The organism is Pseudoalteromonas luteoviolacea (assembly GCF_018100925.1).
GTDB classification, from domain to species: Bacteria; Pseudomonadota; Gammaproteobacteria; order Enterobacterales; family Alteromonadaceae; genus Pseudoalteromonas; species Pseudoalteromonas obscura.
This window is the reverse complement of record NZ_JAGJEH010000009.1, coordinates 217,086-240,554: the sequence shown is the minus strand read 5'-3', so window position 1 is coordinate 240,554 and position 23,469 is coordinate 217,086. Positions and strand designations below refer to the sequence as shown.

16 protein-coding genes are annotated in these 23,469 nt (G+C 41.8%); 15 read left to right on the top strand and 1 reads right to left on the bottom strand.

The features are described 5' to 3' along the window. The first annotated feature begins 88 nt into the window (after window positions 1-88). The 9 genes from J8M00_RS20240 (at window position 89) to J8M00_RS20200 (ending at window position 16,259) form a co-directional block, all read left to right on the top strand. Entirely contained in the window at window positions 89-1,084 is a 996-nt protein-coding gene (locus J8M00_RS20240; protein WP_432652285.1) for a WD40/YVTN/BNR-like repeat-containing protein, read from the top strand. Beyond that, window positions 1,084-3,414 (top strand): efflux RND transporter permease subunit, encoded by a 2,331-nt coding sequence (locus J8M00_RS20235; protein ID WP_211012300.1) that lies wholly within the window; start codon window positions 1,084-1,086, stop codon window positions 3,412-3,414. The genes J8M00_RS20240 and J8M00_RS20235 overlap by 1 nt, the downstream gene beginning before the upstream one ends. Window positions 3,415-3,616: 202 nt before the next feature. Beyond that, a complete protein-coding gene (locus tag J8M00_RS20230) occupies window positions 3,617-8,449 on the top strand; it encodes an NAD-glutamate dehydrogenase (RefSeq protein ID WP_211012299.1) in 4,833 nt (1,610 codons plus the stop codon). Window positions 8,450-8,530: 81 nt separating this feature from the next. Continuing rightward, window positions 8,531-9,541, top strand: a complete 1,011-nt coding sequence (pyrD, locus tag J8M00_RS20225; RefSeq protein WP_211012298.1) for a quinone-dependent dihydroorotate dehydrogenase — start codon at window positions 8,531-8,533, stop codon at window positions 9,539-9,541. A 122-nt stretch (window positions 9,542-9,663) separates the two neighbouring features. Continuing rightward, window positions 9,664-10,194: a cell division protein ZapC domain-containing protein gene (locus J8M00_RS20220; protein ID WP_211012314.1), complete on the top strand. Its 531-nt coding sequence runs from the start codon at window positions 9,664-9,666 to the stop codon at window positions 10,192-10,194. Between the two features lie 64 nt (window positions 10,195-10,258). Next, window positions 10,259-12,370 (top strand): bifunctional 23S rRNA (guanine(2069)-N(7))-methyltransferase RlmK/23S rRNA (guanine(2445)-N(2))-methyltransferase RlmL, encoded by a 2,112-nt coding sequence (gene rlmKL / locus J8M00_RS20215; RefSeq protein ID WP_211012297.1) that lies wholly within the window; start codon window positions 10,259-10,261, stop codon window positions 12,368-12,370. After that, window positions 12,363-12,608 (top strand): glutaredoxin family protein, encoded by a 246-nt coding sequence (locus J8M00_RS20210; protein ID WP_211012296.1) that lies wholly within the window; start codon window positions 12,363-12,365, stop codon window positions 12,606-12,608. The genes rlmKL and J8M00_RS20210 overlap by 8 nt, the downstream gene beginning before the upstream one ends. Next, on the top strand, window positions 12,595-14,511 hold the full coding sequence (uup, locus tag J8M00_RS20205; RefSeq protein ID WP_211012295.1) for an ATP-binding cassette ATPase Uup: 1,917 nt from the start codon (window positions 12,595-12,597) through the stop codon (window positions 14,509-14,511). The genes J8M00_RS20210 and uup overlap by 14 nt, the downstream gene beginning before the upstream one ends. 8 nt (window positions 14,512-14,519) lie before the next feature. Further along, entirely contained in the window at window positions 14,520-16,259 is a 1,740-nt protein-coding gene (locus tag J8M00_RS20200) for a DUF3466 family protein (protein WP_211012294.1), read from the top strand. Window positions 16,260-16,340: 81 nt separating this feature from the next. On the opposite strand, the gene J8M00_RS20195 is transcribed toward J8M00_RS20200, so the two are convergent. Continuing rightward, window positions 16,341-16,847, bottom strand: coding sequence for a DUF2062 domain-containing protein (locus tag J8M00_RS20195; protein WP_023399426.1), 507 nt, complete (start codon window positions 16,845-16,847; stop codon window positions 16,341-16,343). On the opposite strand from J8M00_RS20195, the gene J8M00_RS20190 reads away from it, so the two are divergent. The 6 genes from J8M00_RS20190 (at window position 16,827) to J8M00_RS20165 (ending at window position 23,468) form a co-directional block, all read left to right on the top strand. Continuing rightward, window positions 16,827-19,094: a DNA internalization-related competence protein ComEC/Rec2 gene (locus J8M00_RS20190; RefSeq protein WP_348772562.1), complete on the top strand. Its 2,268-nt coding sequence runs from the start codon at window positions 16,827-16,829 to the stop codon at window positions 19,092-19,094. The genes J8M00_RS20195 and J8M00_RS20190 overlap by 21 nt on opposite strands. A gap of 63 nt (window positions 19,095-19,157) precedes the next feature. Continuing rightward, window positions 19,158-20,894, top strand: coding sequence for a lipid A export permease/ATP-binding protein MsbA (gene msbA / locus J8M00_RS20185; RefSeq protein ID WP_211012292.1), 1,737 nt, complete (start codon window positions 19,158-19,160; stop codon window positions 20,892-20,894). 2 nt (window positions 20,895-20,896) lie between these two features. Then, a complete protein-coding gene (gene lpxK, locus J8M00_RS20180) occupies window positions 20,897-21,880 on the top strand; it encodes a tetraacyldisaccharide 4'-kinase (protein WP_211012291.1) in 984 nt (327 codons plus the stop codon). After that, on the top strand, window positions 21,870-22,067 hold the full coding sequence (locus J8M00_RS20175; RefSeq protein WP_023399430.1) for a Trm112 family protein: 198 nt from the start codon (window positions 21,870-21,872) through the stop codon (window positions 22,065-22,067). The genes lpxK and J8M00_RS20175 overlap by 11 nt, the downstream gene beginning before the upstream one ends. Then, a complete protein-coding gene (gene kdsB / locus J8M00_RS20170) occupies window positions 22,055-22,810 on the top strand; it encodes a 3-deoxy-manno-octulosonate cytidylyltransferase (protein ID WP_211012290.1) in 756 nt (251 codons plus the stop codon). Before J8M00_RS20175 ends, kdsB begins: the two co-directional genes overlap by 13 nt. Next, window positions 22,803-23,468, top strand: coding sequence for a TIGR01621 family pseudouridine synthase (locus tag J8M00_RS20165; RefSeq protein WP_211012289.1), 666 nt, complete (start codon window positions 22,803-22,805; stop codon window positions 23,466-23,468). Before kdsB ends, J8M00_RS20165 begins: the two co-directional genes overlap by 8 nt. Window position 23,469: the final 1 nt, after the last annotated feature.

The following is a 23,469-nucleotide window of genomic DNA, read 5'->3' as shown; positions in this document are numbered from 1 at the left end:
TTCTACACTCTATTAAGGTTGGGCTTGCTGTAGCCCAACTTTATCCCCCCAGTCATTCACGACATTTTTTATTTGAGTATTCATAATGATTAAGAAGTTAATTGCAACGTCGATTGCAGTGTTCGTTATGCAAAGTGAAGCTTTTGGCAGCGCCGAAGAAGCGTTGAGAGTTGCACACCCAGAGAAAACCTTGCTAACCGATATAACCTATAGTGGCGATAGATTAGTCGCGGTAGGAAAGCATGGCACCATTGTGTTCAGTGATGACGGTTCGAGTTGGCAACAAGCACACGTACCAATTCAATCTTTATTAACCGCGGTAGATTTTACTACGGCGAAAAGAGGGTGGGCGTGTGGCCATGATGCGTCTATTTTACACACCACAGACGGTGGCGTATCTTGGCAAGTTCAACAATATCTACCAGATCTAGAAAAGCCCTGTTTAGATATTGAGTTTGTTAACGACAATCAAGGCTTTGCAATTGGTGCGTATGGCATGATGTATCAAACTCAAGACGGCGGAAAGAGCTGGAATAAGCGCTTTTTAAATGAGTTTGTTCATCCCGATGATGTCGATTACTTAGCAGAGCTTAAACAAGACGACCCACAAGCATATGAAGATGAAACGCAATTCATACTGCCCCATTTCAATCGCATGCTAATTGATGGTCAAAGTATATACCTCGTTGGTGAGATGGGACTATTTGCTGTAAGTCATGATTTAGGGGCGACCTGGGAAAGGCTGGAGGAGTTCTATTCAGGCTCTTTGTTTGCAGTCAATAAAAACCAACACAGTGGACTGATAGTCGCAGGCCTTCGTGGTAACACCTTTCAATCATTGAGTGATGACATTTCCTTTGCACCAATTAAGGTAGATAAATCGGCGACGATTAACAGCATCGTTGAACATAATAACAATCAAATAATGTTGGCTAATAGTGGTTTTATCTTCACGGTGACAGGCGACAGAGTTCAAACAAGACAATTGAAGAACGGTAAATCTATTCTCTCTGGAGTGGTACACAACGGCAAACTTGTACTTGCAACAGAAGAAGGCATTCAAAATATCGAGGTTGATCGCTAATGCAGTCTATATTAAATCAACTAGTTTACGTCGTATTCAGACATCGTTTTATGGTTATTGCGCTGTTTGCGCTCACCACCTTATTTTTAGGCTTTAAGTCCACCCAAATCCAATTGGATGCATCCTTCAATAAAAATATTCCTTTAAATCATGACTATATGAAGGTGTATTTGAAGCACGAAAAGCAATTTGGCGGTGCCAATAGTATTTTAATTTCCGTGTGTGATGCGGATGGCGACATATTCAATCCAGAATTTTTCTCGCAATTAAAGGCTGTGCATGATCAGCTTTACTTTATACCCGGCGTTAATCGCCCGCTAGTAAACTCGATATTCGCGCCAAGCGCCCGATTTGTTGAAGTGGTAGAAGATGGCTTTGCGGGTGGGCCAATTATTCCTGCAAACTTTACAGCAGATGAAGCGGGTTTAGCGGTTGTTAAGCAAAATATTGAAAAAGCCAAAGTCGTTGGCCGCATGGTTGCAAGCGATTATTCTTGTGCCATGGTATCGGCTCAGTTAATGGAGACCGACCCACAAACTCAAGAGAAGCTGGACACTTTAGCATTTGCAAAAAAACTTGAGTCAGAGATCAGAGATCCGCTTAGTACAGACAAAGTTTCAATTCATATCATCGGTTTCGCTAAAATGGCTGGGGACATCGCTGATGGTGCCAAAGACGTGGTGTTCTTCTTTGCAATCGCCATTCTTTTTACTTTTATTATGGTTTGGCTGTTCTGTAAGAGCTTTAAGCTTACACTGTTACCAATTGCATGTTCATTGATCGCTGTTGTTTGGCAGCTTGGTCTGTTGTCGGTACTTGGTTTTGGTCTTGACCCAATGTCGATATTAGTGCCATTTTTAGTTTTTGCCATTGGTGTGAGCCACGGCGTACAAATGATTAATGCCATAGGCAAAAAGGTATCTGAAGGTGTTAGTAGTAAAGTCGCAGCAGAGGCGAGTTTCAAAGCACTATTGATCCCGGGTGGTATCGCCTTATTATCAGACACCATTGGGTTTATGACATTACTGGCGATTGATATCGGGATTATACGAGAGCTTGCAATTACAGCCAGCTTAGGTGTTGCGGTAATTATCTTCACCAACTTAATACTGTTGCCTGTTTTGGCCTCTTATTTCAAATCTTCTAAAATGAACCGGGTTGATGACGGGAAGAATGAAGCCAATAGTGTGTTCACTACACTGCGAGAGAGTTTGGTTTTAGCGACAGATAAACGGTACGCAAGTGTTATTCTACTCATTTCAGCGGGCTTATTTGCATTTGGTTATTGGCAGTCGAAAGACATGCGCATTGGCGATTTACATGCGGGTGCACCAGCACTTCATGAAGACGCGCGCTATAATTTAGACACCTTCTTGATATCAGATAGATATGAGATCTCATCAGACATTTTAAAAGTGTTGGTAGAGGCATATCCGGCGGCTTGTACTGAACATGATACGATGGAGAGAGTAAGTCAATTCCAGTGGCGGGTAGAAAACCTAGATGGCGTACAATCCGCAGTTTCTTTGAGCTCTGTTGCTCAAGCGGTTAACGCTGGCTACAACGAGGGCAATTTGAAATGGCAAACTTTGCCTAGAAATGGCGCGTCGTTAGTACAGGCTACTTCAAGAGTAGAAACGAGTACGGGTCTACTCAATGGCGATTGCTCCGTAATGCCGATTATCATCTTCATGGATGATCACAAAGCTGAAACCATCGACCACGTCGTGTCTCAAATTAAATTGTTTGCAAACGAAGAGGGAACTGATCGAGTTAGTTTTAAGCTGGCTTCTGGTCCTATTGGCGTGATGGCAGCAACAAACGAGTCAGTCGCGGCTGCACAATTACCAATGATGATCTATGTTTATGGTGCGGTGATTATTTTGTGTCTGATCAGTTTCAGGAGTATACGCGCAACAGTAGCAGTTGTATTACCTTTGTATATTGTTTCAACACTTGCTCAAGCGCTGATGGTTAAGTTGGAAATTGGACTTACAGTATCCACGCTACCAGTCATAGCACTGGGCGTAGGAATTGGTGTCGATTATGGTATCTATATCCTATCTTCAATGATGAATCAGCTAAAACAAGGTATGCCCTTATCAGCTGCTTATCGTAACGCGTTGGCTGAGCGAGGCAGTGCTGTATTATTTACGGGTATAACACTGGCGATAGGCGTGAGTACTTGGATTTTCTCTGCATTAAAGTTTCAAGTTGATATGGGGATACTACTGACGTTTATGTTCTTAGTGAATATGCTTGGTGCTGTATTGCTGTTACCTGCGATAGGTACTTTCATCTGGCCTGACCAGAAAAAAAAGTGTGAATAATTGTGCTCTTAAATGGCCTTAATTGGCCATTTATATCTACAATTTGTGAATATATGACCAACTGGCTGAAAAGCCTCAAATGTTTTTGTCAAAAAAGCTTTTTATTAGCGCCAGAAAGGTTAAAATCCTCTGGACTCCACGCTAATAATTGGCTGTACAAATAATCTACCGTTCAAAGGTGGTATAGATTAAGGAACACATAATGACACAAAGTGAAGGTCCAGCATCGGTTATCCTTGATAACGTTTGCAAGTTGATCCAGAAAAAAGTTCATGCCGATAACGTGTCGCTCGTTGAAACATTCGCCAAAGCCTTGTACAGCAACATGTCTAAAGAGGATTTGGCACATCGTAACGACAGCGACCTGTACGGTGCTGCTTTGAGTCTTTGGAATTCTCTCGAAAAGAATACCTCAGACAATGCAGTTATCCGTGTATTCAACCCTGAAGTTGCAAAAGATGGCTGGCAATCGTCTCACACGATTGTAGAAATCATCTCAGATGATAAGCCGTTTTTGGTTGATTCAGTGCGTATGGCGCTTAGCCGTAAGAATATTGCATCGCATTTGCTTTTACACTGTCCTCTCAAAATCAACCGTGACCAAGAAGATAAAATCTCCGCTGTTTCAGGATTAAAAACCGAACAAGAATCTTCATCTACTAAAACTGTTTTCTTTATTGAAATCGATCGTCAAACAGACGAAGCAGTTATTGCTGATTTTACGCAAGAGCTAGAATCAGTGCTCAAAGATGTTACTGTAGCGGTTGAAGATTGGTTGCTAATCCGGGATAAGCTAGTTGCTGTCGGTGCAGACATTCCTAACCGTAAGCACAGCTCTTCTGAGCAAGAGCTCAATGAAGCAGTTGAATTCTTAGATTGGCTAGCTCGTGATAACTTCACATTCATGGGTTACCGTCAATATGACCTTGTTCCAGTTCAAGGTGACTATGAACTTAAGCCGGTTGCAGGCTCAAGTTTAGGCCTAATGAAAAACTCTACTGAAAGCAGCCGCTTGCTATCAGGGTTGCCAGAAGTCGCTCGCCTTGAAGCACGTAGTAAAAACTTATTGATCCTAACAAAAACGAACTCCCAGTCTCGTGTTCATCGCCCAGCTCATATTGACTATGTTGGTATTAAGCGATTTGACGACGAAGGGAACGTTATTGGCGAAGACCGTTTTATAGGTCTGTTCTCATCAAGCTTTTACAATAACAGTGCATCAGATGTTCCAGTGCTTAAGAGCAAAATTGCTCGCATCATGGAGCAATGTGATTTTGCGAAAGGGACGCACGCATACAAAGCTGTTCTCAATATCTTAGAAACGTACCCACGTGACGAGTTAGTGCAAGCTCGTGAATCTGAGTTATTGGATGTAGCTACGGGCGTTTTGCAAACCCAAGAGCGTGACATGTGTCGTCTATTCGTTCGAAGAGATGTCTATGGTCGTTTCTTCTCTTGTATGGTCTATGTGCCGCGTGAGCGATACAACACCGCGCTTCGTCGCGAAACTCAAAAGTTGTTAGGCAATGCCTTTGGGTCTAACGAAAAAGTTGAGTTCACTACATTTTTCTCTGAGTCTACATTAGCAAGAACGCATTACATTGTTCGTGTAGCTGACAACAACATTAAGTACAACGTGAAAGAAATCGAAAATAATTTAGTAGAAGCTGCCCGTACATGGGAAGATAAACTACAAACGGCTTTACTTGCTGGTGAAGGTGAAGCTCGCGGCAACGAATTAAACCGTAAATATGCAACAGCTTTCCCTCGTGCATATAAAGATGAAGTATTGCCAAGTGCTGCTGTCGTTGATATCTCAAAACTTGAGAGATTGAGCGATGAGAACAAACTAGAAATGTTGTTCTACAGACCTCAAGAAGAAGCAAATTCGCAAATTGTTCGTCTGAGCTTATTCCATAAAGATGAGCCAATTCACCTATCTGACGTAATGCCAATGCTAGAAAACTTTGGTTTACGTGTAATCGGCGAAACGCCATATGCTGTTAAGACAAGTGATGGTCAAATCAACTGGATCATGGACTTCTCAATGTTGCTTGACAGCAAGGGACTGGCTGACTTTGATAAAGTATCTGCTCGTTTCCGTGCAGCGCTTATCAACGTTTGGAATAACCGCCTAGAAAACGACGGCTTTAACCGCTTAGTACTAAAAGCGGGCTCTACAGGTCGTGAAGCGTCTATCTTACGTGCATACGCTAAGTATATGCGTCAAATTGGTGTGACTTTCTCACAGTCTTATATTGAAAACACTTTCGAACACTACCCGCATATCGCTAACCAATTGGTTGAGTTGTTTGAGAAGAAATTCTGTCCTCAGAAGAAAGTGGCACAAAAGTCACTTGATAAGCTAGTAGAGAAAATCTATCACGAGCTAGAAAGCGTAGCAAACCTTGATGACGACCGTATCATTCGTCTATACGTTGCGATGATTGATGCGACTTTAAGAACGAACTTCTACCAAAAAGAAGCAGATGGGTCAAACAAGTCATACGTATCATTCAAAATCCAGCCAAGCGCAATTCCAGAAATGCCGTTACCATTACCTGCGTTTGAAATCTTTGTATACTCTCCACGTATCGAAGGTGTTCACTTACGTGGTGGCAAGGTTGCTCGTGGTGGTTTACGCTGGTCAGATCGCCGTGAAGACTTCCGTACTGAAGTACTAGGTCTTGTTAAAGCCCAACAGGTTAAGAATACAGTTATCGTGCCTGTGGGTTCTAAAGGCGGCTTCGTTTGTAAACAGCTTCCAAATGACCGAGAAGGTTTCTTCCGTGAAGGTCAAGAGTGCTATAAGATTTTCATCCGTGGTCTGTTAGATATTACTGACAACATCATTCACGGTGATATCGTTCCTCCTGTTGACGTTGTTCGTCACGATGAAGATGACCCGTATTTAGTAGTTGCAGCCGACAAAGGTACAGCAACTTTCTCTGACATCGCAAATGGCATTGCAGAAGAGTATAACTTCTGGCTAGGCGATGCGTTCGCATCAGGTGGTTCTATTGGTTATGACCACAAAAAGATGGGTATCACAGCGAAAGGTGCGTGGGAATCAGTTAAGCGTCACTTCCGTGAAATGGATATTGATTGTCAAACAACAGATTTCACTGCGGTTGCAATCGGCGACATGGCTGGTGATGTATTTGGTAACGGTATGTTGCTATCAGAGCACACGCGCTTAGTATCTGCGTTCAACCACATGCACATCTTCATCGATCCGAACCCTGACGCTGCGAGCTCATATAAAGAGCGTGCACGTATGTTTGAATTGCCACGCTCTTCCTGGGAAGACTATGATGCTAGCCTGATTTCTCAAGGCGGTGGTATTTTCTCACGTGCTGCTAAGTCAATCACGCTAACACCAGAAATCAAGAAAATGCTTGGCACTAAGAAAGCAAGCATGACACCAAATGAGTTGATTAAAGCACTTCTCATGATGCCAGTAGACCTATTATGGAATGGTGGTATCGGTACTTACATCAAAGCTGCAAGCGAAAGTGATGCTGATGTAGGTGACAGAGCGAATGATGCGTTACGTATTAATGGTTCAGAGCTCGGTGCTAAGATCTTCGGTGAGGGTGGTAACCTAGGTGCAACGCAACTTGGTCGTATCGAGTTTGCAGCTAAAGGTGGCCGAATCAACACTGACTTTATCGACAACGTTGGTGGTGTTGCGTGTTCAGATAACGAAGTAAACATTAAGATACTGCTGAATGGTTTAGTTGCAGAAGGTGACTTAACTAAGAAGCAGCGTGACGAATTGCTATATGCAATGACCGACGAAGTGTCTGAGTTGGTATTGGCTGATTGTTACCGTCAAACACATACATTGTCAGTAACTAAGTCGAAAGGTCCTGCGACTCTTAAAGAAAAGATCCGCTTTATTCATGCTCTTGAAAAAGACGGTAAGCTTGATAGAAACATTGAGTTCTTGCCAAGTGATGAAGAGCTAGCAGAGCGCGCGGCAGCAGGTCTTGATCTAACTCGTCCAGAGCTTTCTGTACTGGTTTCTTACTCTAAGATGGTATTAAAAGAAACTTTGGTGGTTGATGAAATCACTGAAAACCCATACTACCGTCAGTTATTAGTGAACTCTTTCCCTGTGCCTCTGCGTGACCGATTCAACGCTGCCATGGATGAGCACCCACTAAGAAAAGAGATCATCGCGACTAAGCTTGCAAATAATATCGTAAACGATATGGGCTTGAACTTCATGATCCGTATGCATGAAGAAACAGGCGCTACGGAAGCTGAAATTGCACTTTGTTATTCAATTGCATGTGCGACATTCCAGATGTCAGAAACATGGGCTGAAATTTCAGCGCTTGATAACAAGATCCCATCAGCTGTACAAACAGAAATGCTGTATCAGTTACGTCGTACAGTTCGCCGCGTTACGCGTTGGTTCTTGCGCCACCGTAACAAAGCACTAAGCATTGAAGAAACAATCGAGTTCTTCGCACCGACATTTGCAGACTTAAGCACTAATCTGACAACTTATATGGTTGAAGAAGAGAGCGCACGTCTTGCTGAGAAGGCTGCTGAGTTAACATCAGAAGGTGTTCCACAAGCATTAGCGGATCGCATTGTATCGCTATCTAGCTTGTTCTCAGTTATGGACTTAGCAGAAGTTGCTAGCAATGCTAAGCGTGATATCTCGGTTGTATCGAATACTTACTTCAAGTTAGGTGCAAACATGGGCTTGCATTGGTTCTTAGACCAAATTACAGCTCAGCCAGTTGCTAACCATTGGCAAGCGCTTGCACGTGCATCATATCGTGAAGAGCTTGATTGGCAGCAGCGTGCGTTATCTGAGGTAGTATTGAATAGCTTTGAAGGTGATGGTGAAGTTGACTCATTGATTGATCAGTGGATGGATAACCAAGCTTCGTTGTTACACCGCTGGCAGCAAATGTTAGCTGAGTTCAAGACCTCTCAGAACCATGACTTTGCGAAGTTCTCAGTGGCACTAAGAGAATTAATGTTACTCAGCCACAACTGTGACACTTCCAAATAAAAATTAACACGTTAAAATACCCCGGCAATTGCTGGGGTATTTTTTTGCCTCAAACTGTTACCAGGAACTTAAGGAGTCTCGATGTTTTACGATTTAGCACGTCGTTATATGTTTAATAAAGATGCGGAATGGGCCCACGACTTTGCTTTAGGCAACTTGCGCCGTTTCAAAAATACCCCATTAAGTCTTGCTTGGTCACAGTCTCTACCTAAAAAGCCAGTTAACTTTTTAGGCTTAGAATTTGACAACCCAGTTGGGTTAGCTGCAGGTCTAGACAAGAACGCTGAATGTATTGATGCATTTGGCCAAATGGGTTTTGGGTTTATTGAAGTAGGTACTGTTACACCTAGGCCTCAAGCTGGTAATGATAAGCCACGTATATTTCGTCTCCCAGAAGCACATGCTGTGATTAACAGAATGGGCTTTAACAATAAAGGCGTAGATAATTTAGTTGCTAACGTAAAAGCTTCGAATTATACCGGGATCCTTGGGATCAACATTGGTAAAAACAAAGATACACCAAACGAGCAGGGCAAAGATGATTATATTCACTGTATGAGAAAAGTGTTTGAACACGCTTCTTATATCACGGTAAATATCTCTTCTCCTAATACTCCAGGGCTGCGTGATTTACAGTATGGCGAAGCGCTGGATGACTTGTTACAAAGTTTAAAGAATGAGCAAGTTGATTTAATTGAAAAGCACAAAAAATCTGTGCCGATGTTAGTTAAGATTGCGCCTGATGTAGATGCAGTACAGCTTACGCAAATTGCTGAATCACTTGTAAATAATAGAATTGATGGCGTTATTGCGACCAATACTACACTGGCGCGAGATGCTGTACAGGGACTTGAGTATGCCAATGAAGCAGGGGGCTTATCTGGTCGTCCTGTCCGTGAAAAATCGACCCATGTAGTGTCTGAATTAAAGCGTTTGACTGAGGGCAAATTACCTATTATTGGTGTGGGCGGTATCGATAGCGCGGACGCGGCACAAGAAAAGCTAAATGCAGGTGCAGATCTGGTTCAAGTTTATACTGGTTTTATATACGAAGGGCCACAATTGATCAAAAGGATCGTAAACTCTTTATAAGGATCAGTCATATAACGAAAAGATCCTAAACAAATTGTTATTATAAATATTTTCACACTTGCAAAAATCGCGATATACTTCGCGTTACTGGATGAATTAATTTAATAGTAATGCGGAGGGCGATTTTGCAAGCATCAAAAGAGTGGCGTTGGCTTCAATGTCGCGTGCAGAACCGTTTGCTTGTTGATTTGGGTGATGAGCTTCAGCTTTGCACTCCTTATCGTCTTCGCCAACTTACGGCTGATTCTGATTCCAGTCCTACCTTTAGCGTTGAAGAAGCGCAGTTCTATCAAAATGTTTTTGACTATTTGTGCAGTTATTCAGTTTGGTCTGAAGCACAATGCTGCCAGATTGCACTAAACGCAACTGCTGCCAAGTTTCACTTGTTGCCTGTGCAAGCCAAAAGTTGGTTTTTTCGGTCATATACAGGGGCTGATGTGCTTTGCAACGCTGTTGTAAGTCTTAAGTCTAAAGTGATGACAGGCGAGTGCCTAATTGTTGATCATGAACGTGAAGCGAGTTTGTGCATCAACTTGACCGCGGACTTTAAACTTGACGAAAATATTAGCTTAGAACAGTTCCAAGCGATAAAAGTTTTGAACGATCGTATCCACCCAGTATTGGTTAGTAATAAAGTAAGCATAAGAGCTTAATCCAATCCCCGTCTGTACATAGCTGTGTTATAATCGCGTCAATTGAAATTACAGGGTTATCACATTGCAGTTTATTGCGCTTACATCGATTGGCATCGAAAATTTACTAGTCGAAGAACTTCAATCTTTCGAAATTAAAGTCACAAAGCAAAGTATTGGTTCGGTTCGCTTTGAAGCAGACAACCTCACTGCCCAAAAGTTTTGTATGATGACGCGATACGCAACGCGCGTCATGTTGTTGATTGACGAGCATGAAGACATTAATAATAAAGATGACCTTTATAAGTTTGCTCGTTTTCAGGGTTGGCAAGAGTGGTTTGGCCCTTCACAAACTTTTGCTGTTGAATTTAACGGTACAAATAAAGAATTAAAAAACACTCAGTTTTCAGGGCTAGTCATCAAAGATGCTGTGGTTGACTATTTTCAAGATCTTTACGAGCAGCGTCCATCAGTAGATAAACAAGATGCCAATGTTCGCATCATTGCTAAGCTCAACAAACAAAAAATTGCCTTATATTTGGATTACTCAGGACCGAGGTTATCGGACCGTGGTTACCGTTTAAAACAAGGCAAGGCGCCAATTCGCGAGCATCTTGCAGCAGCACTTGTGACCCGCAGTGGTTGGTTGAATGATACGTCTAAACCGCTTTTTGATCCTTGCTGCGGCTCGGGTACGTTACTCATCGAAGCTGCGAGTATGGCGCTAAAAACGCCTACTAATTTGAATAAATCTTTTGCATTTAAACGTTTGCCAAGTTTTAGAGATGCAAAATTTAAAGAGTTACAAAAGGAACTGAAACAACAAAAAGTAGATTCTAAGCTGTGGTTAATTGGTCACGATATTGATTCAAAAGTAATAGAAACAGCAAAATCTAATGCTAATCGCGCTGGTGTTGGCGAGTTTATCCAGTTTAAAGTGGCAGATGCTGGAAAATTGCAGTCTGTCGCGAAACGACCTGGGACAGTGCTAAGTAACTTACCATATGGTGAGCGCTTGGGCTCAATGGCCGAATTAATTAATCTTTATCGTAACATGGGTGTGAGCTTCAAAAAGCATTATCGTGATTGGAATGCTGCGCTGCTCGGTACCGACGATGAGTTATTTAGGTTGCTTAAGCTTGCGTCTAAAAAACGTTATAAGTTTAAGAACGGCCCAATTGATGTCACTTTGTTTATGTATGAGCTGAATGAGAAGCAAGTTGCGCAGAATCAACAAACTTCAGAGTTACATTATGAACAGTCTCGCGCATTTGCTAACAGGCTTAAAAAGAATAAGCAGGGCCTAAAAAGTTGGTTGAAAAAAGAGGCTGTTGAAGCATATCGCTTGTATGACGCAGATATCCCTGAATATAACGTAGCGGTTGATGTATATGGCGATAACGCGGTTATCTTTGAATATGCAGCACCAAAAGAAATTAACGCGGAAGTCGCAGATAAGCGGTTACAAGATGTCATCTCTTTGACTGCTGAGACATTAGATATTTCGCCAAGCAACTTAGCGGTTAAGGTACGTAAAAAACAGCGCGGCGATGAGCAATATACTTCATACGAAAAACAAAATCGTTATCAAGTTATCGAAGAATTTGGTGCAAAATTTAAAGTAAATTTGTATGACTATTTAGACACCGGTCTGTTTTTAGATCACCGTCTTGCGCGTCGGTTTATTCAACAAAACGCACAAGATAAACGAGTGTTAAACCTGTTTGCTTATACCGGCTCTGCATCAGTTCATGCTGCTCTTGGCGGGGCTAAGTCGGTGACGACAGTTGATATGTCAAAGACATACCTCAAATGGGCTGAAGAGAACTTTGCGCTTAATAACCTTAAAAATCCGCGTTTTAGGTTCGAGCAGGCAGATTGTCTGAACTGGCTTGAGCATGCGAAAGGTCAATACGATCTGATCTTCTTAGATCCTCCTACGTTCTCAAACTCAAAGCGAATGAAGAATGTTTTTGATGTGCAAAGAGACCATATTCAATTGCTAACTTGGGTAAAGAATATTTTGAGCCCAGATGGCGTTCTGTTGTTCTCTAACAACAAGCGTGGATTTAAAATGGATGAAGTTGCATTAATGGGTTTGGGACTGAAAGCGGAGAATATCTCAAAGGAGACACTATCTCCTGACTTTAAGCGAAACAAGCAAATTCACAATAGCTGGCTTATCACTCATGGCTAAGGTGGTTTTATATCATACTGATGGATGTCATCTCTGTGAGCAAGCATATGCGTTAGCAGTTAATGTGCTTGCTACTAACGACATTCATCATCAAGATATTGTGGAAGACGAGAAATTGATGACACAGTTTCAAACTTCAATCCCAGTAATTAAGAATATAAAAACAGGTAAATTGCTGAACTGGCCATTTACTCAACAACAAATTGAAGAGTTTATAAAAGAAGATGGATTTAATTAGAATTGCTAAAGCACAACTTGCTTTTGGTTCTCATCCTTTATTAGACAACGCAGATGCGCTTATCGAAGCTGGCGAGCGGGTGTGTATTGTTGGTCGAAATGGTGCCGGTAAATCAACTTTATTAAAGGTCCTTGATGGTCAGGTATTGCTGGACGACGGTGAAATAAACCGATTGACTGGATTAAAAGTATCGCGACTTGAACAGGATCCACCAAAAGGCGCCGAAGGGAGTGTATTTGACTACGTGGCGCAAGGCTTACCTGACGTTGCGAGTCTATTAATCGAATACAACCATGTCAGTGAGGCGCTTCAAACAGATCAGTCAACGAGCTTGCTTAATAAACTTGAACGGTTGTCTGCGGAGATTGAAGCTGCGGATGCATGGCGTTTTGAAAGTCGTATCAACTTAGTATTGAGCCAGTTGCAACTGACCGCGCAAATGCGCTTGGAAAAGCTCTCTGGTGGCTGGTTGAGAAAAGTTGCATTGGCAAAGGCGTTGGTAAGCGATCCTGATTTATTGCTACTAGATGAGCCCACCAACCACTTGGATATGGCAAGTGTGGAATGGCTTGAATCGTTTTTAAAAGATTTTAAAGGTGGCATCGTCTTTATCTCCCACGACCGTGCTTTTATTAGAGCTGTGGCAACTCGGATTCTAGACTTAGACAGAGGTAAGCTGGTTTCTTATCCAGGAAACTACGCAAAGTATCTAGATCAAAAAGCCCATGATTTAAAAGTAGAAGAAACGCAAAATGCGCTGTTTGATAAAAAACTAGCTGAAGAAGAGGCTTGGATCAGGCAGGGGATCAAAGCGAGAAGAACACGTAATGAAGGCCGAGTTCGTGCACTTAAGGCGTTGCGTGTAGAGCGCAAACAACGTGTTGAGCAGGTCGGTAAAGCTGATTTCAATATTGAGTCGGCCGAGCGTTCAGGTAAGTTGGTATTTGAGGCGAGCTTTGTAAATCACGCATTTAAAGATAAGCCAATTGTAAAAGACTTTTCAACGCTGGTTATGCGTGGTGACCGTGTTGGATTAATTGGTCCAAATGGTATAGGTAAAACGACTTTACTCAAGCTGTTATTTGGCAAGTTGTCAGCAGACAGCGGTAAGATCAAGCAAGGCGTGAATCTAGAAGTAGCGTATTTTGATCAATACCGAGAAAAGCTTGATGAAGAAATGACAGTGCAAGACAATGTTGCGGAAGGTAAGCAAGAGGTCTCAATAGGTGGCAGAAGTCGTCATGTTTTAGGCTATTTACAAGACTTTTTATTTCCACCAGCAAGAGCGAGAACACCAGTAAAAGCACTTTCAGGTGGTGAGAAAAACCGATTACTCCTAGCTAAGCTATTCTTAAAACCATCAAATGTATTGGTCTTGGATGAACCGACCAACGATCTGGATATAGAAACACTTGAGCTGTTAGAAGAAATTATCACGCAATATCAAGGTACAATTTTAATTGTCAGCCACGATAGAGAGTTTATCGATAATACGTGTAATAGCGTGTGGGCGTTTGAAGGTGATGGTGTTGTTACTGAGATAGTCGGCGGGTACAGTGATTTCGAGTCTTATCGTGACAATAAACTGGCGCAACAAAAAGAGCTGGAAAAGTTAGATAAAGAAAAGGCTGCTACAAGCCCGGCAAAGCGAGATACAAGTAAAAACAAATCTAGTAAGCTCAGTTACAAATTAAAACTTGAATTAGAAGGCTTGCCGAGTAAAGTAGAGGAGCTTGAGTCCGCGCTTGAAAGTCAGCAAGAATTAGTTAACTCCCCTGAGTTCTTTAAACAAGAGTCTGATGTAACACAACAAGCATTGAACCAACTAGCGGAATTGGAGTCCAAGCTCGAAACCGCGTATGAACGTTGGGAAGAATTAGAAGCTTTACAGAATCAGCAGTAAGGATTGAAATGAGATATTCACTTTTAGCCGCCAGTATTGGTTTGTGCTTTTCAGGGCAGCTATTTGCTGCAACGTACCAATTAACAGAGTTACCATCACATAATGGATCAAAGAATACCTTTGTCTCTGATGCTAATGACTCAGGTGTTGTTGCAGGTCGAGCAACAGAACTCTTTAACTTAAAAATTGATGTTAGCTACATCGACTTTAGCGATGAAACATTAATAAGAGAATATGATCGTTTGAAAGAAGCGCGTGATAGAATCGATGATCCTATCAAATTTACGCTTGATGATATCCAAAATAATAACGCTACAGCAACAGATCCAGATGCACATGCATTTATGCGTGGCTATTTGGGCCAGCGTAATGGTAATGCAGAATTTCAAAAATTAAACGCTAGCACCAGCTTGATATATGCGACCTCAAGCGCCGACGAAAAGGTGATTTTTGATGCGCAAAGAGACTATACAGGAGGAGAATTATCTCGTTCAGTAGTCTCTTTTATCACTGCTGTTTCATCAGATGGTGCCATGGTCGGTTGGGGCACAGCGCCATACACGAAAAAGAACGAATTTACTAAAAAAGACGAAAATGAAACAACGGTCTTTTTTGAGCGAGAGTTTTCCTCTAAAGGAGTGTTTATAACGCCAGGGGGAGAAGTGATTGAACTACCATCTCCAAGTTTTGACGCGGATTACGGTGGGCAGAGTATCGCTACTGACGTGCAAAAATTAGATGACGGTACCTATCTAGTAATTGGCCAAAGTGCTGTCAGTGTCGCTAAAGATGGTCAAGATCGCTTTGACGATATTTGTAAAAATGAAAGCGAGCCAGTGAACGTTTGTGTGTGGCGGTTACAGAATTTATCTGAGTATTACAACCGCGAAGCATACCAATGGAAGCTTGACGCTAATTTCAATATTATTCCGGGTGAATCTAAAAGCATCGGTGTTGGTCTGGTTCGTGAAGATGATGAAGAGCGTGCTCATATCGGAACTGCGCTAGCAGTTAACAATGCAGGCGTTGCTGTTGGTCATTCACAAACACGTAAAGACGACAACTTCATCATCAGACAAAGAGCTGGCTTTTTCAAAGACGGTACATTTACACAAATAGTTGATCATGTTGAAGGTTATGAGTCAAGCCATGGCGTTGAAATTAACAATCAAGGTGTAGCAATCGGTTACCGTTTTAATGAAATTACACTTGGTAGAAAAGAGCAAGTTAAAGGTTTTTACTTCGATGTAAATGACAAGAAGTATACAGAAATAAAGTCATTCTATGATGGTTCAGCATTATTCCCTGAAGATATCAACGATGCCGGTTATATTGTCGGTCAGGCAGAGGCAGAAAATTTAGGTGACAACCCAAGAAGAGAAGCGTTTCTTTATAATACTTCTAACTCTGAGCTGCAGAACATAAACGATTTGTTGCCGTGTAAGAGTGATGCTTTTCCATATAGTGTTGTAGAAGCTGTCAAGATTACGGAAGATAACCGAATATACGGTGTAGCGACAAAAACGGCAAAGCGCAGAGATAGCCTAGGACAAGTGATGAAAGATAGTTCAGGTGCGGACGAGTATGAGTCGATAGCAGTGCCTGTATTACTAACTCCAGATAGCAGTGGTCAACCTGAGCAATGTGCGCCTGAAGAAGCTGAAACTTACGAGAGAAGCTCAGCATCTTTTGGTGTATTTAGTTTATTGGCTCTGCCGCTGTTAATGTTGCGAAGACGCAGAAAGTAAACAAATAAAAAAAGGGCCTTAGGCCCTTTTTTTATGAAATTTACTTTTGAAGGAGGTTGGTCTTAAACTCCAAATAAAAAATTACTGATTCCTTGCTTCCCACGCTTTATTTACTGAGCGTCTCCAAAGATAATCGATACCAAAAAAGCCGATAATGGCTGCGATACATGCACAGATCAACGATCCTACGATAAATGCGGGACCAATGGTGGTGATACTTTCTGTTAACCATGCCCAGGTTGGCTCGAAATGGAAAGGCTGCATCTCTTGACCAAGGGCAAAAACCCCGACAAGATAAGAACAGTAAAATATTGGTGGCATTGTTAGCGGGTTTGTAATCCAAACAAGCGCAATTGATAAAGGTAAGTTTACTCGAAATGGAATTGCGAGTGCAGCCGCTAAAACCATTTGAAAAGGGACAGGGATGAACGCAAAAAATAGTCCAACAGAAAATGCACCTCGTGCTGAGCGTCGATTAAGATGCCAGAGGTTTGCATCATGCAATAAACTTCCAAAAATTCTTAACGATTTTTGTTCTTTGATCTTATTGTGATCGGGTAAAAAGCGTTGGATCGTTTTCTTCGCCATATAGAGCAACCATCTACTTCAATATTGATTTGCTGCGGCATAATCTGTGGGTGTCTAATATCCGTATTTTACATGGATAATTGGCAGTTACCCGGCAGTTTAGCCTTGCTCGTTTTAGTTAGTAGCTATTTTAAGCTTTTTTCAAACGTTTTGGCAGGTTTTATTTTAGGTATTTTTGTTACAGTTTTACATTACCAGTTGTTTTATCAGCTTTCTTGGAAAAACCTAGTTGTTGACAAACCAGTAAAGATCACTGCTCAAGTGACCCAAATTATAAAAGCGGGAAAACGTCCCTACATACAGGTAGACATCAAATCTATTGACAAGTTTCAGGTTAAATCCTGGCAAAAAGTGTATGCAAATTTGTCGGCGGATACTGACAGCATTAAATTGCAAGAAGGCGATATGGTCGCCGGAATTGCCAAACTGAAAACTTTTCGCTCCCGGAAAAATTTATATGGCTTCAATACGGAATTATATGCCTTTCGCAATTATGTCCATTTTAAAGGTAGGTTGAAAGTAACGTTTAGAGTCGGGGATACAAATGCTCTGCAAGATAAGTATCGACATTTTGTTTTGGATACATTTGGTGAGTATAAATTTGGTTGGTTGTACTACGTATTAATGACTGGAGACAAATCACTAATCCCCAAAAAAGAAAAAGAACACTTTCGTATGTTGGGCTTGAGTCATTTATTGGCAATTTCAGGTTTGCATATTGCTATTTTCTTTTCTCTTAGTTTTCTTTTAATAAAAACAGCTGTTTACCCATTTAAAGATGTTGTAGCACAAAGTATAAATATACATATTTTTGGGTTAGTTTGTGCTCTGGTATTGGCTGGTGGCTATGTTGTGCTGAGTGGTATGCAGGTGTCAGCGCAGCGTGCGTGGTTTATGACGTTCATAGGCGTTTTATGTTATGTGATGGGGGCGAGAGTGAGCTATACCCGGTCATTGACATATGCATTAACGGTTATATTACTCATCTCACCATTTACACTCCTTAATTTGGGGCTTTATTTTTCATTTGCCGCCGTCGCGAGCATTTTGTGGCTGCTCGCAGGCCCTGTTTCTCACAAAAGTTTCGAAGCAAGCTGGACAGCAAAGTGTGCTTGGTTTTTCAAAATTCAGTTACTTCTTTTCCTCACCCTGAGTCCGTTAATGATTTTTGCATTTCAAGGGATCAGTTTATCGGGTGTGGTAGTGAACCTAATAGCGATCCCTTTATTGTCTTGTGTTATTTTTCCTGCCTTGTTGTTCCAAATAATGGTTGCAGCTGGCTACAATATTCAATTGATGAGTCAACTAGACCATCTTATTTACCTTGGGTATCAGTGGTTAACTAATCTTGACTACAACTGGCTTGAAGTAGGCTATATATCCGCCACTCAAGCAGCATTGATAATGCTAATTTTGCTTATGCTCAGCCATGTTCTTATTCGTGCTTACGCGGTAATACCAATGATTGTGTTAATAGCGCACAAAGCAGTGGATACTTCGCCACCTTGGCAAATTAATATTTTTGATGTTGGTCATGGTAGTGCCATCTTGGTAGAGCATCAGGGTAAAGGGTTTTTATATGACTTGGGAGCCAATTATTTTGGCACTTACTCCATGTTTGAGAAGGTGATTTTACCTTATCTACGCGCTCGAGACATTCAGCTTGTTCATACAATTGTGAGCCACGATGACGGTGACCATGCAGGTGGGTTACCAGATTTAGTAAAGTTTTCATTCGAGAAAACTCTAAACGCTTTTCATGGTATTCCATACAGGCAGCCTTGTGGCTTGAAGGAAATAACTTTTGGTCAGTTAACAATTCGTTCAATTTGGCCTAGTGAGCGTCAGAATGATGATAACAATAGCTCTTGCGTTGTTGTCGTCGATGATGGGAAGTACAAGTTACTTTTACCTGGTGATATTGAGTCAGCGACAGAAAAAAAACTAACGGCTCGATATGGTGAACAATTAGACGCTGATTTTTTATTAGCACCACATCATGGTAGCCGTACTTCTTCAAGCTTACCTTTTGTACGCGCTGTTGGCGCCAAAAAGACTGTGATCTTCTCTCGAAGTCACAACACTGCTTGGCAATTACCCCACCAACAAATACTAAAGCGATATCTCGATGCTGAATACGAAATATACGATACGGCATTAGATGGGCAAATTCAGATCAGGGTGTTTTCTGACCACTTTGAAGTTTACACCGCAAGAAACGCGAAAAATCTATGGTTTTTAAGATAATGCATTCAGTTTTTGTGTATTGGCGGATACAATAAGGGGGTTTTGAAGTTTTAGAGTATTACTATGCAATCGTCTGGAAAGCAAATATATAAAAGGCTTTTGACTTACACCTACGAATTTAAAGCTGCTGCGTTGTTCGCCGTAATTGGTATGCTCGGGTATGCGGCTATGGATGCATTGTTCATCCAGCTTATGAAGCCATTTATGGATGAAGGTTTAACTGAAGGCAACCAAGACGTATTAGCGATGGCTCCCTTTGTTGTAATTTTACTCGTTCTAGGGCGAGGAGTATTTAATTACATGTCATCTTACTGTTTGAGCTATGTAGGCTCTCAGGTGGTTAGGAAGCTGCGACAACAGTTATATGAACATATGCTATTTATGCCAGTTTCTTTTCACGATAAACACTCAAACGGTGAGCTAGTTTCGAAGATTACATTTGATACAGAGCAGGTCCAGCAGGCTGTGACGCGCGCATTACAGGTTGCAATTAGAGAGGGCGCGTTTGTTGTTTTCTTGCTTTGGGGAATGTTTGCCATTAGCTGGAAGTTGTCATTGCTATTCTTGGTGATCGTGCCATTTGTTGCCATCGTGGTCAGCGTAGTATCTAAACGTTTCAGAAAAATTTCGAAAAAAATACAAGACGCGATGGGGGCAGTCACCCGTAGCTCTGAACAAATGTTATCAGGGCACAAAGAAATTCACGGTTTTGGTGGCCAGGAAAAAGAGATTTCACATTTTGCCACGGTGAACAACCACAATCGCCAACAGCGTGTCAAAATGGATGCAACTAGAGCGTTAAGCGTTTCGGTGATCCAGCTGATTGCAGCCAGTGCCATGGCTGTCGTGCTTGCTATAATTGCCATGCCTGATGTGCATGAGTCACTAACACCAGGCGTCGTAGCGTCGTTGATTACTGCTATGGTGATGATGTTAAGACCTTTAAAGCAATTGGCTAATGTTAATAGTGACTTTCAGCGCGGTATTGCGGCAGCCAATAGCATATTTGAAGTACTGGATCAGGAAAAAGAAAAAGACTTGGGTACGCACAGTGTTGAAGCAGTTGCAGGTGATATCGCGGTTAAAAACGTCTCTTTCACGTATCCAACCAAAGATGAGCCAGTCATAGAAAACTTATCGATTAATATTCCAGCAGGGCAAAGCATAGCATTGGTCGGACGAAGTGGCTCAGGTAAGTCAACTCTTTCAAGTCTATTACCCAGATTTTACGATTTAGATAGCGGTTCAATTACGCTAGATGGCATTGAATTGAGCGACTATTCTTTGGCGTGCTTAAGGAAGCAGTTTGCCTTGGTATCGCAGCACGTTACGCTATTTAACGATACGATAGCCAACAACATAATGTATGGGCTAGATGAAAAAATGTCAGACGAAGAGCTCGTGGAAGTTGCCAAAAAAGCACATGTTTGGGAGTTTGTTAAAGATCTGCCAGATGGGCTGAACACCGAAGTGGGTGAAAATGGGGTGATGCTTTCTGGTGGTCAAAGACAGCGCATCGCTATTGCAAGAGCAATAGTCAAAGATGCGCCAATTCTAATTCTAGACGAAGCAACTTCGGCTTTGGATACTGAGTCAGAGCGTTTGATCCAAGAGGAGCTTGATAAACTTATGGTGAATAAAACTTCGATAGTGATTGCACACCGTTTATCTACCATTGAGAAGGCAGACCAAATCTATGTACTTGAGCAGGGACGTGTGCTTGAACAAGGAAAGCATCAAGAGTTATTAGCAAAGGATGGGGCATATTCAGCACTTTGCAAAATGCAATACGGTGAATAATTGTGAATAAAATAGAGAAGAGCTGGTACAAACCAGTTGGCCTAATTAATATTTTGTTGTTGCCACTGAGTGCGCTATTTTGGTTAATAAGCGGGGGAAGACGTGTTTTGTTCCGCTTGGGTATTAAATCTTCGTACAAAGCCTCTGTACCAGTAATGATTGTTGGAAATATTGGCATTGGTGGCAATGGAAAAACACCATTTGTGCTCTGGTTGGTGCCTTATTTGCAATCACTGGGGTTAAAAGTAGCTGTGATAAGCAGAGGCTATGGCGCGAAGCCACCTCATACACCGTATCAAGTTTCAAATGATAGTACCGCACAGCTAGCGGGCGATGAGCCACTATTGATTTTTAAGCGACTTGGCTGCGATGTGGTCATTGGCGCTGATCGACAAGCGAGTATTGAATACCTCATTGAAAATAATGAACCTGATATAATTGTAAGCGATGACGGTTTGCAACACTACCAATTAGACCGAGATATCGAGGTATGCATTGTCGATAATGAACGCCGTTTTGGAAATGGCTTGTTATTGCCCGCAGGCCCTCTACGAGAGCTACCTAAACGTTTGAAGACCGTGGATTTAACGGTATTCAATGGTTCAATTAAAGAGGATGGCTACTCACTTAATACGACAGGTATTTTTAGTGTAAAAACAGGGCTCCCGGTGAGTGACTTTACACCCAAAGGCATTGCCGTAAGCGCGATAGGCAACCCTGCAAGATTCGAAAAATCGTTAAAAGCCAATGGCGTAAACATTATTCAAAGCCGGCACTTTGCTGATCATCATATGTTTACCGAGCAGGATTTTGACACAGTTAGCAAAAACAACTTATTCATGACAGAAAAAGACGCGGTGAAATGCCAGTCTTTTGCGAAAGACAACTGGTATTTTTTACGTGTAGATGCTGTTCCGTCAGAAGGGCTTATTACTAAGCTCCATAATTTATTAGATAAAAAGGGGATTATCACCCATGGCGTTTGATACAAAATTACTTGAAATTATTGCCTGCCCAGTGTGCAAAGGCAAATTAGCATATGATAAAGAAAACAAAGAACTTATAAGTACAGCCGCAAAGCTTGCTTATCCTGTAAGAGATGATATTCCTGTTTTGTTAGAAAATGAAGCAAGGGAGTTATCCCTTGAAGAGGTAGAAAAGTGGAATTCATAGTTGTCATACCGGCAAGATATGCATCAACCCGATTACCGGGCAAGCCGCTGGTTGATATTTGCGGCAAAACCATGATTCAAAGAGTGTATGAACAGGCGGTCAAGTCGGGTGCAAAAGCTGTTTATGTGGCTACCGATCATCAATTGGTTTATGACGAAGTAAAGCGTTTTACTGACAACGTATTAATGACGCGAGAAGACCATCAGTCCGGTACAGAGCGCCTTGCTGAAGTTGTGGAGTTACTCAATCTTGACGACGACACACTGATGGTAAATGTGCAAGGTGATGAACCACTGCTGGAGCCCGAAAACATCTCTCAAGTTGCTGATTTATTGTTCCAATCGTCTGCACCTATGGCAACTCTGAGTGTGGATATTAACGATGTAGAAGAAGTGCTAAACCCCAATGCAGTCAAAGTAGTCAGTGATATTAATCAAAATGCACTGTATTTTTCACGCTCACCCATTCCATTTCAGCGAGACAGTATGATGGCACTGGATAAAGAGCGCATCCCAGTATCTCATTTTAATCGTCACGTTGGAATTTATGCCTATCGTGCTGGTTTTATTAAAACTTATTTAGCACTAAGTGTTTCACCACTTGAAGTGCAAGAGTCACTAGAGCAACTTAGGGTATTGTTTCATGGCTATCCAATCAAGGTTACAAAGGCGATTAAACCAGTTCATGCAGGTGTGGATACCCCAGAGGACCTAGAGAGAGTGGTCGAGTTTTTGAATGACTAACTTCAATGTCATTGCGCAACACGAAGATTACATTGTTGCCTATAAACCCTGTAATTTGAGCTTTCACAGTGAAGAGCAGGCAGGGTTTGTCGCACTGTTGGAGCAACAACTGGGATGCAATTTATTCCCTGTACATAGATTGGATAAGGTGACCTCAGGGTTGATTGTCTTGGCAAAATCAAGCCAAGCGGCCGCGAAGCTTACAGCGCTTTTTACGGCTCGAGAGGTAAACAAATTTTACCTTGCGCTGATTTCCGATAAACCGAAAAAAAAGCAAGGCTGGATAAAAGGTGATATGGCTAAGTCGCGCCGTGGTACTTTTAAGTTGCTAAAAAGCCAAGACAACCCTGCTGTCACACGGTTTTATACTGCGAGTATTAAATCCGGTTTGAGGGCCTGTTTACTTAAGCCATACAGTGGCAAGACGCATCAGCTTCGAGTTGCATTAAAAAGTTTATCAGCACCAATATTGGGTGATGAGAGCTATGGTGGTAAGCAGTCAGATAGGGTATACCTTCACGCTTTTTCCCTTTCATTTTATTGGAACGGAACACTTCAAAGTTTTAGCGCAGTACCAGAAGAAGGTTCGCAATTTATGCAATTAATTGAGCATGACATTTTTTTATCATGGCGTCAGCCTGAGCAGTTAGAGTGGTAAT